12 protein-coding genes are annotated in these 16,605 nt (G+C 35.8%); 3 read left to right on the top strand and 9 right to left on the bottom strand.

Going from position 1 to position 16,605, the window contains the following annotated elements; all coding sequences use genetic code 11:
* Positions 1–20 precede the first annotated feature (20 nt).
* From H7992_RS11440 to H7992_RS11415, 6 genes are all read right to left on the bottom strand, one after another.
* Positions 21–3,041, bottom strand: coding sequence for a beta-galactosidase, LacZ type (locus tag H7992_RS11440; protein ID WP_187047628.1), 3,021 nt, complete (start codon positions 3,039–3,041; stop codon positions 21–23).
* A 32-nt stretch (positions 3,042–3,073) separates the two neighbouring features.
* On the bottom strand, positions 3,074–3,898 hold the full coding sequence (locus tag H7992_RS11435) for a carbohydrate ABC transporter permease (protein WP_187047627.1): 825 nt from the start codon (positions 3,896–3,898) through the stop codon (positions 3,074–3,076).
* Positions 3,895–4,707 carry a carbohydrate ABC transporter permease gene (locus H7992_RS11430; protein WP_187047865.1) on the bottom strand — a complete coding sequence of 271 codons (813 nt, stop codon included), beginning with the start codon at positions 4,705–4,707 and terminating at the stop codon, positions 3,895–3,897. The genes H7992_RS11435 and H7992_RS11430 overlap by 4 nt, the downstream gene beginning before the upstream one ends.
* 173 nt (positions 4,708–4,880) lie before the next feature.
* The gene (locus H7992_RS11425; RefSeq protein ID WP_187047626.1) at positions 4,881–6,170 is read right to left on the bottom strand and encodes an ABC transporter substrate-binding protein; all 1,290 of its coding nucleotides are present in this window, start codon (positions 6,168–6,170) and stop codon (positions 4,881–4,883) included.
* 165 nt (positions 6,171–6,335) lie between these two features.
* On the bottom strand, positions 6,336–8,102 hold the full coding sequence (locus tag H7992_RS11420; RefSeq protein WP_187047625.1) for a cache domain-containing sensor histidine kinase: 1,767 nt from the start codon (positions 8,100–8,102) through the stop codon (positions 6,336–6,338).
* Positions 8,099–9,682 (bottom strand): response regulator transcription factor, encoded by a 1,584-nt coding sequence (locus H7992_RS11415; protein ID WP_187047624.1) that lies wholly within the window; start codon positions 9,680–9,682, stop codon positions 8,099–8,101. The genes H7992_RS11420 and H7992_RS11415 overlap by 4 nt, the downstream gene beginning before the upstream one ends.
* Positions 9,683–9,910: 228 nt before the next feature.
* Here H7992_RS11415 and H7992_RS11410 point away from each other — a divergent pair, with 228 nt between their 5' ends.
* Positions 9,911–10,903: a Gfo/Idh/MocA family protein gene (locus tag H7992_RS11410; protein WP_187047623.1), complete on the top strand. Its 993-nt coding sequence runs from the start codon at positions 9,911–9,913 to the stop codon at positions 10,901–10,903.
* 17 nt (positions 10,904–10,920) lie between these two features.
* On the top strand, positions 10,921–11,853 hold the full coding sequence (locus tag H7992_RS11405) for an aldo/keto reductase (protein ID WP_187047622.1): 933 nt from the start codon (positions 10,921–10,923) through the stop codon (positions 11,851–11,853).
* A gap of 73 nt (positions 11,854–11,926) precedes the next feature.
* On the opposite strand, the gene H7992_RS11400 is transcribed toward H7992_RS11405, so the two are convergent.
* The gene (locus tag H7992_RS11400) at positions 11,927–13,228 is read right to left on the bottom strand and encodes an alpha-glucosidase/alpha-galactosidase (RefSeq protein WP_187047621.1); all 1,302 of its coding nucleotides are present in this window, start codon (positions 13,226–13,228) and stop codon (positions 11,927–11,929) included.
* Positions 13,229–13,404: 176 nt separating this feature from the next.
* On the opposite strand from H7992_RS11400, the gene H7992_RS11395 reads away from it, so the two are divergent.
* Positions 13,405–14,298: a helix-turn-helix domain-containing protein gene (locus H7992_RS11395; protein WP_187047620.1), complete on the top strand. Its 894-nt coding sequence runs from the start codon at positions 13,405–13,407 to the stop codon at positions 14,296–14,298.
* Between the two features lie 396 nt (positions 14,299–14,694).
* Here the strand turns inward: H7992_RS11395 and H7992_RS11390 are convergent, their stop codons facing one another.
* The gene (locus tag H7992_RS11390) at positions 14,695–14,850 is read right to left on the bottom strand and encodes a hypothetical protein (protein ID WP_187047619.1); all 156 of its coding nucleotides are present in this window, start codon (positions 14,848–14,850) and stop codon (positions 14,695–14,697) included.
* A 12-nt stretch (positions 14,851–14,862) separates the two neighbouring features.
* Positions 14,863–16,599, bottom strand: a complete 1,737-nt coding sequence (locus H7992_RS11385) for a phospho-sugar mutase (RefSeq protein WP_187047618.1) — start codon at positions 16,597–16,599, stop codon at positions 14,863–14,865.
* Positions 16,600–16,605: the final 6 nt, after the last annotated feature.

Raw genomic sequence — 16,605 nt, 5'->3', positions numbered from 1 at the left:
AGGGCAATATTACCGGCTAATTATTTAGGTTCAATCATGAACTCAAAGTATATTTCTTTTTCTGCATTAATTCTGTATTCTTCATGTACCGGTGCGCCCCAACTATCATCACCACCCACCCCCATTTGCTTACCTGCGATGGTAACCACTGTGTAATGAATAGCTGGCAGTTCATAATGATGAGAAGCATTTTCTAATTCAAATGCTGTATAAGGTGAAATATTGCATTCAATTGGTGTATCTGTAGATGAAATTCGGATGCCAATTCCTTCGTTATTGGTTACATCTACCCGGCGGACACCTGTCCTATTACCAGATTCTTGTGGAGACGCATAGGCAGCTAGATTAGCTGACACCATATTTCTAAATACCCCTAATCTTGCACCATTTGAACGATCGAGATAATTTTCTTCTGGACCGTTCGCATACCAGTCTAGTTCATGATAATCAGCAGACATTTTAAAAGAAATTCCAAATAGCGGCATATCCGGCACCCCAGTGGCCCCCTGATAGGATGAACATACTTTAATACGTCCGTCGGCATAAACTGTATAAGAAACTTTGAGTTTTACAGCCGAATCTATCGCCAATGTATAATCAAAACTAATTGTTGCGTGTGTTTTCTCATCTTGTACATTGAATCCAATACATTTCCGACCTAGACTAGCTGCATACCATTCACTCATTTCAAAGCCTGCTTGATTGCCCCGGTCATTGTCCGTGAGCGCTCGCCAAAATAGCGGAGCAGGCGCTTGCTCAATCATTTCCTTGCCCGCGTATTTGAGTGAAATAAGTGATGCCATTTTAAGTGAGAATATAGCACTGAAACTTTCTCCATGGACACCAATATTTACGTCACCTTTGACTACATTTACTGTCCCCTTTGGAATAATAAAGTCTCGTTTACCTTCTTGAAATATATGCTCTCCAAAAGAAAGTTCAAAGTCTTGATCTGCCCAAATTGTCTTGTTTTTCAATAATAGTGCAGTTTGAATCACATATTCACCATTCATATTCAATTCTGATAGATAATCTAATTCAATGTACTCTTCGCTTCCCGGCTCAATATTCACTTGTTTTTGAGCATGGTATAATTGCTGCCCTTCAAATGTTAAACGATATTCCAATACTAAATCACTTGTATCTTCGAATAATCGATCATTGATGATTTTCACACCATTACGATCAGGAAATAGCTTTATATCTTGGTATAAAAAGCGTACTTCTTGCATTTTAGGTGACAGTTCGCGATTCGCATAAATAATACCATTAAAACAGAAATTATAATCTGTTGGTCGATCACCAAAATCACCACCATACGCCAAAAATTCCTGTCCATAACGGTCCTTTTTTACAAGGCCTTGGTCAATATAATCCCAAATGAATCCACCTTGATACATTGGATATTCTCGTTCAAGATCTGTATATTTTTTCATCCCACCAAGTGAGTTCCCCATCGCATGCATATATTCACAGCTGATATACGGTTTATCTGGGTTATTCAATAAATACTTCTCAATATCAGCTGGTTTTGTATACATTTGGCTTTCCATGTCACTTGTCTCACTATAATTCCGATCATAAAATACACCTTCATAATGAACTAATCGACTTTCATCAACTTCTTTAAAATAGCGCGTCACATTCAGTATGACTTCACCAGCATATGATTCATTACCACATGACCAAATCAAAATCGATGGGTGATTTTTATCACGTTCGAACATTGAAACCGCCCTATCCATTACAATGTTTTGCCATTCCGGAAGATTACCCGGGATCAACCAAGAAGGTTCAATTGCATCCATCTTCTGCCAAGTCCCATGTGTTTCTAAGTTCATTTCATCAATGACATAAATACCATATTGATCACAAAGTTCATACCAATAACTTTGATTTGGATAATGAGCTGTTCTAACTGCATTAATATTATTCTGTTTGAGCGTTTTAATATCCCAAAGCATATCTTCTTTTGTCACTACTCTCCCGCTATGACAATTAAACTCATGCCGATTGACACCCTTAAATAGAATCCGTTTACCATTTAATCGCATAATTTTATCCTTCATTTCAAAACTACGGAATCCAACATTTTGTGGAATGACTTCTATTAATGTTCCTAATTGATCATAAAGCTTAATATAAACTTGATATAAATATGGACTTTCTGCGCTCCATAATAGTGGATTTTCAACAGATAATTTCAATGAACCGCTCGTACTAAATTGTGTTTGATCGACTACTTCTATAACTTTATGATCCGCATCCTCTAATACAAGTGACACCTTTATATCTTGGTCAGTAACCACTTTGAGATCTATTTCCAAAACCGCATTTGTATAGGTATCATCAAGATGAGTATGTACATGCACATCCTCTGCATGTATAGAGGGTTTGCTATATAGATAGACGTCTCTAAAAATTCCTGAAAAACGCCAAAAATCTTGGTCTTCTAACCAACTTCCTGTACTTCTCTGATAGACTTCAACAGCTAATTTGTTTTCACCCGCCTGTAAATAAGGTGTAAGTTCAAAATTTGCTGGTGTAAAACTATCTTCACTATAGCCAACAAACTCTCCATTTAGCCATACATAAAGTACTGTCTCAACACCTTGAAAAGAAATGAACAAGGGTTGATCTTGCATGTTTTCAGGTACTGTAAATGTTTTCAAATAGCTACCTACTGGGTTATCATCAATAGGGATCTCAGGTGGACGAATTTCATCATGGCCATCCCATGGATACATTGTGTTTACATAGTGTGGTCGTCCAAATCCTTGTAATTGAATATGTCCTGGAACTTGAATAGTTCCCCATCCTTTAGCATCATAATCGGATTCATAAAATTGTTCTATACGACTACTTGGGTTAACAGCGTAACTAAATTTCCATGTACCATTTAAACAATTTCGGAAATTCATCTCCCCTTTTTTTCGTGCCTCCTCCATCGTGGCATAATAATGATGATCTGAATGCGCGGGTACACGATTTACAGCAAATACCTCTACATCTGTAAGCCATTCTAAACTCGGTTTCTTCATTAAACATACACTCCTTATCAATAATAAAGTGATTACTTCACTGACCCCATCATTCCAGCCACAAAGTGTTTTTGCATCACAAAAAAGATCAACGCCGTCGGTAATGTTGCGATTACTATTGTTAACATAATTACACCGTAATCAGGTGCATAACTTGAACCCAAGTTAGATATAAGTAGTGGGATCGTTTGATTCTCAGGTGATTGTAATACAACTAGCGGCCATAAGTAATTATTCCAGCTATTCATAAATGTAATAATAGCTGCAGCAGCATACGTTGTTTTCATTGTTGGCATATAAATACGGAAGAATATACCCAGTTCACTCAAACCGTCAATTCTGCCTGCTTCAATCAATTCCCTTGAGAACATTTTGGTATTTTGCCTGAAAAAGAAAATAAGAAAAGCTGTTGTTATCGTAGGCAACATTACAGATGCTAATGTGTCCATTCCAATGAAAGGTGCTACTTGTGATAGCGAACCGAACATCCGGTATAACGGAACCATTAATGCGGCAAATGGAATCATCATTGATATTAATAAAATATTAAATACAATGTCCTTTGCCTTACTGCGATATACTTCAAAGCCATAACCAGCTAATGAGGCTATTATCAATGACAGAACTGTTGTTGTCACTGAGATAATTGATGAATTTGTTAATGCTTGAGCAATATCAACTGTTTCAATTAAGTTTTTAAAGTTTTCAATTAAGTGGCTTCCAGGAAATAATCTACCTTTTGACACATCAACCGACTTATTTGTCGCACTGATAATCATCCAGAAAAAAGGAAAAATAGAAATGATTGCCGCACAAGTTAAAAATAGATACGTAAATATTCTTTTTACTTTCTTCATTTTTTATCACCTGCTAACTTAAACTGTAGAGCGGCAAATAGTACGATAATCACAACAACAAAGTAAGAGACCGTCGCCGCATAGCCAAAGTCTGGTGTATACTTAAAGGAAAGATTATAGATATATTGAGATATTGATGTGGTCGAATTACCAGGACCACCTTTTGTAATGTTCATTACTTCATCAAATATCTGTAACGTCCCTATTGTTGATGTAATGGATGTAAATAAAATGATTGGTTTCAACATTGGTATTGTAATTTTGAAAAACTGTTGAAATGAGGAAGCTCCATCAATTCTTGCTGCTTCATATATTGAATAATCGATATTTTGTAGACCAGATAAATAAAAAATCATATTATAGCCTGTCCAACGCCATGTAATTGCAATAATAATTGAGACCTTTGCCCAGAATGGATCCGTCAACCAATTAATTCCCTCTGGCACGATTGATAAATTAAGTAATAGTTTGTTTAGGATTCCATCAACCGCAAATAAATCTTTAAAGATGACAGAATATGCAACAAGTGATGTAACGCAAGGTAAAAATATTGCTATACGGAAAAAACTTTTAAATTTTAATTTAGGATCATTTAAGAGAACAGATAAAAATAATCCTAAAAGAATCATTATTGGAACTTGTACTATTAGAAAAATAAAAGTGTTTTTAAAAGCCGCAATAAATGTAGGATCGGAAAAGACACGTTTATAGTTATCTAACCCTACAAAGCTTAAATTTGTGCCCGACCCCGATTGGAGTGAGAGGATGAATGCCTGAATCATCGGATAAAAATAAAACACACTAATCATAAAAGTAGAAATCCCAACAAACGTCCATCCAGTCAATTTGGTTTTAGTTCTACCGTTCACTTTAAATCACTTCCTTACTTAGAATAAAAACCTTAAACAATTGATCCGATCAGGTCGTTTAAATTAGATCGTTTTAGCAATCAATTGCTTAAGGATTATCGTTTTTTCACATATTAATTAAGTTGTGCCTCTGCCTGTTTCTGAGCGTTACTCAAGACAGAGTCAATATCTTTTCCATTTAAGTAGTTTTGCATTTCAACAGTAATAATATCGTCAATTGCATACGTGTGCATTCCGTAGTTAATACCTGGGATTTCTTCCATCCATGATGCAAAGTTTTCAATTGTTCTCTGTCCACTAAAGAATTTATCTTCTGTAGCATAAGCATCATTTTCTGCTGCAGGTTTGTACGTACCAATTGCGCCAACTTCACTCACAAGTTTTTCATACATTTCACTATTAGAGCCAAATGTTTTACCTAAGAAATCTGCTGCCTGCTCGGCACCCGGGATATTTAGCACATACCATGAACTTCCTCCCAAATTCGAAGCATTTACCCCACCAGGAACATTTAATTTAGGTATTGGGACAACTGCCCATTTCCCAGATTGCGATTCCTCAGCCTTTATAGAAGGTGTAATCCAGTTTCCTGTTGGTACAGTAACAACGTCTCCACTATTAAAGCCTGTTAGAAATTGGTTCCAATCAGAGTGCGGCTTTAAAATGTTTGTATCTATCATTTCTTTATAAACTTCAAATGCCTCTTTTAGAGCTTCATTATCTACAAGGTCAGGCGTTACGCCATCCTCTTTCACATACCAAGAGCCTGCTGATTGAATCATGACTCGGATAAGACCAAGATCATTAGGATCTATGGTAAGGAATGTTTTCCCTGTAACTTCTTTCACCTTTTTCCCAATCTCGATATATTCTCTCCAATCAATTCCTTCTAAGTCTTCTACTGAATAACCCGCTTCCTCCAAGTAATCAGTACGAACGTACAAACCAGTTACACCCGTATCAAAAGGAAGGCCATAGTTTTTACCCTCAGAACTTGTTGGGGCAATTTTATATTCTGCAAAGTCTGATGCATTAAATGAATCTGTTAATTCATAAAACGAATCAGGGAAAGACTTTAAGAAACTTTGTGCCCGGTAATCTTCAATTAAAACAATATTAGGTAATCCTTTCGTTGTACCTGAACCTAATGCTGTATTTAATTTTTGGATAATATCATCTTGTGCATTTTCAATAACTTTGACATTAAGATCTGGATTTTCTTGTTTGTAAGTTTCTTTTGCAATTTCTAACGCGGCAATGTTAAATTTCGGATCCCATGCCCAAACTGTAACTTCATTAGTATCTTCATTTCCAACTTTACTTTCACTTCCTTTTGAATCCGGTGATGAAGAACAAGCTACCAATAATATACTGATTAAAAATAATATGAATATCTTTTTCATTGTCCTACCCCTCCACTTCTGTAGTTGAAAGCGCTTTCTACAATCAATTTTACACAAAAAAAAGAGGGACTGTTAGGATAATATCTATCTGAAATCGCACTTTTCATAGTTTTCTAAATCATCAACTATTAGCGACTTGGACTTTCATTGTATATTAGGATTATTTCAAGATTCTATACTTGGTAAACGAATCCTAACCTTTGTGCCCTCCCCTAACGTACTGGTTATTTCCACACCGTATGTTTCTCCATACAATAATTTAATCCTTTCATTAACATTTTTCACTCCGATACCACTAAATAATTGTCGCTTACTTTTGTAGCTGGGCATCTGTTTTTCAAGATTTGTCTCCATTCCATCGCCATTATCAACAATTTCACAGATAAGCGAATCTCGCTCTTGTCCAATCATTATATGAATAAATCCTGATGTTTTTTTATTAAATGCATGAAAAAATGCATTTTCAATAAAAGGCTGAATGATTAACTTTGGAAGTTGGTAAGATAAACAAGCGGGAGTTATGTAGTAATTAACCCTAATCTGTTCCCCATAACGGGCCTGATTAATGAACGTGTAGTCTTTCATATTCGTTAATTCCTGTTCTACTGTATTCGTCTCACTAATATTTCCGATTGTATTTTGCAATAAAGAAATAAGTTTATTAATCATTTCGGCTGCTTTCTCTTTATCCCCTTGTTTTACCATAATCTTTATGGATGCCAGCGTATTATATAAAAAATGTGGATTGATTTGTTGCTGTAGTGCAGCTAACTCCGCATTACGTTGCTTTTTTTGGGTTGCAATCAATTCACTAACATATTCATGAAGTTCATCAAGCATAAAATTAAACGCATTCCCGACCTGTTTCGTTTCATAACTACCTGAAACGGTGACATAATGATCAAAATTGGATTTCGCAATATTATTAATTTGATTAACAAGACCTGTTAGTGATCTTGTTAGTCGCCTGGAAATAAAATAAATAAATAGCGAAGCAATACTGGCGGTTAAAATACTAATGAGAACTATTGATTTCTTATCAATTATTTTATCCATAACAAGTTTTCGATCAATTAAGTTGACCAAATATAAATCTAGTGATGGTAGATATTCAGATAGTACAATCTGTTCTCTTTCTAAGAATTCAATATCCTTATAATTCAAATCCTGTTTCTCAATCTCTTGTGCATGATTGAGTAATTCGAGTTCTTGTTGTCCAATTAATTCCGTACGATTGCTCGAAACAATAATTCCTGCTCCATTAATAATCGCAACATTGTTTCCTATACTTGTATAGCTTGTGTAAAATTGTCGAAATTCAAGTTCTTGCATAGTAATATACATGACTCCATAGATTTCTCCACTTTTTCTATCTGTCAGCGCTTTCGAAGCAATAATTGCTGGTTTTTTTAATGCATCGGTATATCGATCATCATAGTGGTATGACAATACTTTTGGATTATCAAGCGCATTTTGTGTGATTGGATGGTCTGGTAGTGCCTTTTCTGTGATTGACCAATATATCCGATTGGTGGAAAAGTTGCGTCCATTTACACCCAACACTGTAATCCCGTTATCGTAAGTATCTAGGTGTGTCCGAATTCGATTCATTTGCACACTCATATTGAAATAGGACGCCGACATTTCTAGGCTATTGGTATCGCTTTCGGTAAGGAACTTTTTAACTGTCCCACTTTGTTCAATATTATTAATTGTATTCACAACAGAATAATTAAAGTTTTCCACACTTTCTTGGATTGTTGCGAGTATTTTTGAATTTGTTATGCTAAACGTTTCTGTAAATAACTTTTTCGACATCTGAAAAGTACTAAATGTAATCGTAATTGTAATCGCAATAATACTAATGAACATCACAAGAAATATCTTAACCAATAACCCATAATTATTTATGCGTTCAAAAAGATTCGTCATTTTTCCCTCTTTCTCGTACTAGAATATTGTCTGCGATAACTACTTGGTGAAACACCTGTAGAGTTTTTAAACACTCTACAGAAATAGCTATGATCAGAGTAACCCACTAGCATACTAATTTTAGCAATTGAAATCTCTTCCTTCTGCAATAGTTCAATAGATTTTTCAATTCGCACTTGTTTTAAATATTCGCTAAAACTTTGATTGTTATTTTCACTAAAGTAATTTGATAAATACGATGGATTGTAGTGAAACTTTTTCCCCATTTCTGTTAAATTAAGTGATTCTGCGTAATGTTCATAAATATAGTCTAATAGCTTCTGCATATTATTCTGATTCGGATTGGTTTGTGCTAGTTCAATCATGGTCTTTGCCTCTGTTAAAAATTCATCTAATAATGATAAAACTTCTTTTACATTTAATGCTCCATCAATAGATGATATATAATAATACTTTTCCTCTTCCAATCTTCTGCTGTTATTCTCCATATTTCCAAAAAGAATCGTAACATTGAAAATGATATTCCCTACCAAGGACTTAAATGCAAACTCATCTGTTGTATATTGGTGAGCAAGGTCTTCAATGTAAGCTTCCAAATATAAAAATGCCGCCTTAAACTGTTGACGTTGAAATAATTCAGTAAACCTAGTTAATTGGAAAGGCTCATTAATTTGCCGGACGCCCGGGATTTCATCATAAATCATCACAGATATATCTGGTAAGTAAAAATGATATTGAATAAGCGGCAGTAATTTTTTTTGATAAACTTGCTTTAAATCAAGAAATTCAGTGAAAGGCTCTGTTAATGCCCAGCCAACTTTAGTATCAACAAAAGTAAGTGAGATAGAAATCATCTTAATAAATTCCTTAATTGTTTGTAATTGATTCAGTTCAAAATTAAACATAAAAGCCATAATGTTTTGAGTGACGGGTAATCGATGTATTTCAATATGCGTAAAATCACTTTTCACTCTTCCTTCAATTTCCTCAATTAATGGCCCAATTACACTTTTTTTATGATTTATGTGAGCTCTAATATCGATCCCAAGTAAACAGAAGTGACTGTGTGAAAAAATGTTCCTTATAAGTGCCGGATCTTCCTCTAATCCAAAGCCCGTCATCACTCTATCTATCATACTCTCAAGCGAAACTGTCACATCTCCACCACTATTATCAACTAATACAAATTCTGGAATCTTATGCGCTGCTTGTTTAAGCGCCTTTAATAGGTCAGCGCCTTCCAATTGTGGTTTAAGTATATAATCGGATATACCAAGCTGAAATGTAGAACGGACATAATCAAAATCTCCAAAGCTGCTCAAGATAATTATTTCAATTTGTGGATAATCCTCCTTGATTGCTTTTGTCAATTCTACTCCATCCATAACCGGCATCACCATGTCTGTGATTACTATATGTGGTCGAAAAGTTTCAATTAAATCAAGTGCCTCTTCCCCATTCGTTGCTTCACCGATAATTTGAAAGCCCTCTTTCTCCCAATTAATAGAATGTTTAATTCCCTTTCTAATTAGCAGTTCATCGTCAACAATCAATACTTTACACCATTTATGTACCGACATAATCTATCCCCCTCTTGCATAACAACAAGATAATATATTTATACCTATTCAACTATACCACCCCTGTCTGAATTTTCCATCGACTCCAAATAACAATTACTTGTATAAACAATATTATTCATGAAGGAATTTATCTCCAAAAACTATAACCGGAATATTTAATATATTCACTCTTTCATTTTATAAAACTAATGTTATACTATTTTTAATCTGAGGAGGCGTTAAATAATGGCAGAAAGAAAAGTTCGTTGGGGCATTATGAGCACAGCAAGTATTGGCAAGCGGTCTGTAATCCCGGGTATACAGGAGTCAAAAAGAAATGTAGTCGCGGCAGTTGCAAGCCGTTCTTTGAAAAATGCTCAAGCTTACGCTGATGAATTAGGAATTCAAAAAGCATATGGTAGCTATGAAGAATTACTAAATGATCCCTCAATTGATGCGGTGTACATTCCTCTTCCAAATCACTTACATAAAGAGTGGACACTTAAAGCCGCTAAGGCTGGAAAGCATATTTTATGCGAAAAGCCAATTGCATTAGATGAAACAGAAGCCAAAGTAATGGTAGATGCTTGTACAAAAGCAGGTGTTATTCTAGCAGAAGCATTTATGTATCGCCATCAAAAACGATATGAAACTATTAAAATTCGGATTAAAAATGGTGAAATTGGAGATGTACGGAGTATTCATGCTGTATTCACATTTAATGGAGCTGAGGATACAGGTAACATTCGCTTTACAAAAGAATGGGGTGGTGGATCAATTTATGATGTAGGTTGTTATCCTATTAGTGCTGCTAGATTCTTGCTAGATGAGGAGCCTTCGGCGGTAACTGCTCATGCTTTTTTCTCATCAGAACATGGTAATGTCGATATGATGGCTTCTGGAATGATGGAGTTTTCTAATGGGGTTGCCTTGACTTTTGATTGTGGTATGTGGGCTGAATTTCGAAATGAGCTCGAAATTCTTGGTTCAAAGGGAAGAATTGTGATGAAGGCTGCATTCCTTGGAGACCAATCATATAAAATTATCAAAGATGGACAAACGAACAAAATCCTTGATGATAATATTAATCCTTATGCATTACAGGCTGACAATTTTGCAGAAAGTGTCCTTGATGGAAAACCCATTAAATTCCCGAATGAAGATATAATCGGCAATATAAAAGCAATAAAAGGTACACTTATTTCAGCAGAAAAACAAGAAAGAATTCTTATAATATAAAGATTGGGGGATTAAAAATGCAGAATATTCAAATTGGTAAACTAGAGAAAACTATAACTGGGCTCGTAATGGGAACTGATTACTTCACACCAGAAATTATTGATAAAGTTACTGAGGTACTAGAAAATTATATAAATATCGGTGGAAATATCCTCGACACAGCATTTGTTTATGCAGGTGGAAAAAGTGAACAGGCTATAGGTATCTGGATGGAAGAAAACAAACGTCGTGACGATGTCTTGCTACTGACAAAAGGTGGTCACCCCAATCGAGAAGGCTCACAAATAAATAAAAAAGCAATCGGTGAAGAACTAATAATCAGCTTGGACAGACTTAGAACAGACTATGTTGAGCTCTATGCACTTCATCGTGATGACCCTACTGTGCATGTCGGCGAAATACTAGAAATATTAAATGAGCAGGTAGAAGCAGGTAGGATTGGCACTTTTGGAGGTTCTAATTGGTCAATTGACCGCCTTCAAGAAGCAAATGACTATGCAGAGAGCCATGGTTTAATAGGTTTTTCCTTCAGTAGTCCTAACCTAAGCCTAGCAAAAGCACAGTCACCATATTGGTCAGATTGTGTATCAGTCGACGATTCAATTCTTGCCTGGTATGAAAAATCAAATCTACCTATTCTTTCTTGGTCTTCACAAGCACGTGGATTTTTCACCGGCCGTTTTACACCAGAAGACCGATCTAACGAGGACTTAGTTCGGGTATTCTACAATGACGACAACTGGGAACGCTACCGAAGAGCAGAGCAATTGGCTAAAGAAAAAAATGTGGAAACAATTCAAATCAGCTTAGCATATGTCTTAAATCAACCATTTCCAACAGCAGCAATTATCGGACCACAAAATTATGTAGAGATGCTTTCATGTAGAGCTGCTGCTGAAATATCCTTAACAGAAGATGAAATTAAGTGGCTTGACCTTCGCATCATATAAAAAATAAAAAACCTGAGCATTGAATTCTCTCATTCAATGCTCAGGTTTCCTTTAATTTAATTGAAGCAATTTTTTATTTATACTTCGGTAACCAATCTCCATGTGCTTCAATAAGCTCATCACATAATGAAACAATATCATCAATGGACAATTCAGCTGAAGTATGCGGGTCCAGCATAGCCGCATGATAAATATGTTCTTTCTTACCCGTTACTGCTGCTTCAATTGTGAGTAATTGCGTATTAATATTTGTTCGATTTAACGCCGCTAATTGCTCAGGTAGATTCCCGACATACGTTGGTGTCACGCCACTTGCATCAATCAAACACGGAACTTCCACACAAGCACTTGTTGGCAAATTGCTAATTAAACCACCCGTGTTCAGCACGTTTCCACCTATTTTAATTGGTTGGTCTGTTTCCATTGCCTCTAAAATATACGATCCATATTCATGTGTACGTATATGCGATAAATTTTGGTCATTAATTAAATCTATACGCATCTTTTTCCAATCTGCAATCTGACTAATACAACGTCTTGGGTATTCGTCTAGCGGAATATTAAAACGGTCGATTAGTTCCGGATACTGACGTTTAATAAAGTATGGGTGATATTCCGCATTATGCTCAGAAGACTCTGTTACATAATAACCAAAGCGATGCATCAATTCGTAGCGAACCATATCATGATGTTTAGTCTGTTGTTTCTCTAGCGCTCTTTTCTTAATTTCCGGATATAAATCTTGCCCATTGCGGTTAATTTCAAGCAGCCATGCTAAATGGTTCGTTCCTGCAATTTTCCACTGAATATTATCTGTCGGCATATCTAAATCTTTCAATAAATCGTTTGCACATACTTGAACACTATGACATAATCCAACTGTCTTGACATCAGTATATCTCAACATACTACCTGTTAAAGTAGCCATAGGATTCGTATAATTTAATAACCAGGCATCCGGACATACTTCTTGTATATCTTCAGCAATATCCAACATTACAGGAATCGTTCTTAAACTACGAAAAATCCCACCAATCCCAATTGTATCAGCAATCGTTTGGCGTAGGCCATACTTCTTAGGAATTTCAAAATCAATAATTGTACTTGGTTCATATCCACCAACTTGAATTGCATTTATCACATATTTCGCATCTCGTAATGCTTCTTTGCGGTCTGTATAAGCAACAATTTTCACAGTTGATCCTAGATTTTTTTTTATATTATTAAGCATTTGTGCTGAGTCTTTTAGTCGTTCATGATCAATATCAAATAGTGCAAACTCAAAACCTTGTAAAGCAGCAACCCCCATGCAATCACCAAGTACATTTTTTGCAAAAACCGAACTTCCAGCACCTAAAAATATAATCTTTGACATAAAATAACCCCCTATTATTATCTTTAATTCTAAGATATAGAAGTAATTTTAGTTGAAAAATATTATTATTCAACCTAAAATAATATTTCCTATTCCATAGAATTGACTGCTACAATAATCATAGTCCGAGTTATATAGTTATACAATGGTAATAAAGCAGAAAGAAGGGTAATATATTGCTATCAAAATTAGACTCTTTACAGTATGGGACATTTGGATTTCTTTTCAAAGGACCCCATCAGCAACGTATCGTAGGAATTCACTCTTTAGGATGGGAGAAGCAGACTGATTCTTCCTATGACTGGAATGGTTTGACTCGAACTGAAACAGATATCATTGTCTTTCAATACACTTTAAAAGGTGCCGGTAAAATTAAAATCGAGGATCAGATCTTTCATTTGACAGCTGGACAAGCTTTCTTCGTTAAAATCCCTAGTGATCATCAATACTATTTGCCTTCCGATAGCAGTGAATGGGAATTTATACATATATCTTTATTTGGACAAGAAGCTATTAGATGCTATGAAGATATAACAAATAACCTAGGGCATATATTAAAACTAAATCTACATTCTCAGCCTATATCAAGGATTATAGAGCTTTTAAGAATTGTTTCAGTTAATAAAATGAATGATGCATACGAAGCCTCTTCATTTGCCTATTCATTTTTAATGGAATTATATCGTTATATTTCGAATATAAAAACAGACGATGAGTGGCCAAAAGCTATTTCCAGTGCAATCACTTTTATTAGTAATAACTTTCAAAACTCTATCATTCTTGATGATATTGTAGATGCCTCTGGACTTTCTAAATACCATTTCACTCGCTTATTTCATAAATCAATAAATATTACGCCTATACAATATTTAACAACTATTAGAATTAATAAATCAATAGAATTATTAAAGAATGACAAACTATCAATTGAAGATATCGCATTAAATGTTGGATTTTCTAATGGTAACTATTTCGGTAAAGTATTTCGCGCTTCTCTTGGCATCTCCCCTGGAGAGTATAGAAATACAAAGTCATTTATCACTGTAGATCATATTATTGGTGATTATTAACTTCTAAATTATTTGGTACACATAGGGAGTTGAAGTCAAAACGCTACTGCATTCCAAAAGCACAAAAGCGCAAGCGCTGAAAGGTTAAAAAAATAGAAGTGAATCGAGAGGCTATGCGAAGTTTTGAAAAGAAATCTCTACGTTACAACTCATCATCAGTACGAGATTTTATAATTTCCTACAAGATAAAAAAGTCCCTTACACCATAATTGGTTGAAAGGGACTCACTTATTCTCATTCCTATTCTTCTTATACTTCCCAACTACTCATTTGGATTTACGTCAGAAAGTAAATGCTGACCAGCAAGAATACTTCGGAATCTTTCGGTTTTTCCGAAATAGGAAGAATGCGCATCCTGAATTGCTTTCATACCTAAATAAGATTCTCCAACACGGTTCACAAAATCAATTTTGAAAATTCCCTTACTATCCCCGCTACCAATAAGACATTATCTAGTAGTTCATTAGTGAGATTTCTCCGACCTGAAAAATCGGCACCTGTAGAAATACCTTTAACAATACCAGTAGGCGATTCCATTTCAACATTCTTCATTTAAAAATTTCCTCACAATAAGTCAATAGTTAACCTTTCAACAATCGTCATGACTGCTTCTTTTAATGCTGCTAAAAGCTCATCACTTTCAACTTGCGTTTCGCCCTTCACTCCAAAATAGAACTTAATTTTCGGTTCTGTTCCAGATGGACGGATGGCGAACCATGCACCATTAGACAATATAAATTTAAGAGCATTCGCGATAGGTAAATTGAGTGGCCGCCGATCCCCCGTTTCAACGTTAACAAAATGTCCAGATGAATAATCTTCAATGATTGAAAGGGGTTTGGTAAACTCTTTTACAAATGATGTCGACCGGAAATAATTCACGATTTCATCAATTTTCGCCATTCCAGTCTTCCCTCTTAGCGTTATTGATTCCAAACTTTCTTGATAAAAGCCGTGCTCTTCATACAGTTCGTGTAGTCCATCCAATAATGTTTGGCCTTTTGCTTTATAACGAGCGGCCACTTCAGCAATTAAAACCGATGCTTGGACAGCGTCTTTATCCCGTACGAAATCGCCAATCAGGTAGCCATAGCTCTCCTCATAACCAAATAAGAAAGTTGACTCTGCAGTTTCTTCAAATTCTAAGATTTTTTCACTTATAAATTTAAACCCTGTAAGGACGTCCATCGTTTTAACACCATACTTGTCTGCAATCGCCCTACCAAGTTCTGATGTGACGATTGTTTTTAAAACAACACCATTTTTCGGCATTGTATCGCGGTCCGACTTATCTTCCAACAATGCATTTAATAGTAATGCACCAATCTGATTACCTGTTAAAAAAACATATTCTCCTTCTAAATCCCGTACTGCAACTCCCATTCGGTCTGCATCTGGATCAGTAGCTATGAGTAGATCCGCTTTCACTTTATAGCCATATGTAAGTGCCATTTCGAAGGCTTGTGATTCCTCCGGATTTGGGTACTTAACGGTTGTAAAATTCGGATCTGGAATTGCCTGTTCACTAACTATGGTTACGTCCGAGAAGCCTGCTACCTCTAGTCCTCTACTAACTAATTTGCCCCCTGCTCCGTGAAGTGGAGAATATACAATCGATAGACCTTTATCCGGCTCTCCGCCTAAAAGTATTCCATTCAAATGCAATACATACCGGTCGCTCATTTCATGATTCAAATAAGTAAGCAATCCCTCTTTTAAGAGAATAGCCTCTTCCGCGACCTCAACCGAAAATAGATCATTAATACTCTCCGTATGAGCAGTAATCGCATTTGCGGCTTCTAAAGTTACTTGTCCACCATCTTCTCCGTATACCTTCAGTCCATTGTATTCTGATGGATTATGGCTTGCTGTAATGACAATGCCCGAAAACGTATTCAACTCCCGCACTGCAAAGGATAACAATGGAGTAGATTGAAGTTCATCAAACAAATAACAACGAATGCCATTAAACCCAAGGACTTTCGCCACTTCAAGACCAAATTCCGCAGATTGATGCCTCGGATCATAAGCAATTACGACGCCCCTATTTTCTGCAACCTCCCCGCAGCTTTTTATATATAAAGCAAGCCCAAGTGCCGCTTTCCTAACAGTGTAGATATTCATCCGATTCGTACCAAACCCCAGTTCTCCGCGCAAGCCGGCCGTGCCGAATGAGAGATTTTTATAAAAACAATCTTCCAGTAATTCTTTATTGTTTTTTTCAACCAGAAGTTGTTGCTTTAGTGCAACTTCTAAATCACCATAATTAAACCATTTTGCTGCTCCATCTTGCCACGCCACATGAAT

Origin of the sequence: Sporosarcina sp. resist, assembly GCF_014302295.1 — a bacterium.
In the GTDB taxonomy this organism is placed as follows: Bacteria; Bacillota; Bacilli; order Bacillales_A; family Planococcaceae; genus Sporosarcina; species Sporosarcina psychrophila.
The sequence above is the reverse complement of the archived record's forward strand: the minus strand, read 5'-3'. Positions and strand labels throughout refer to the sequence as shown.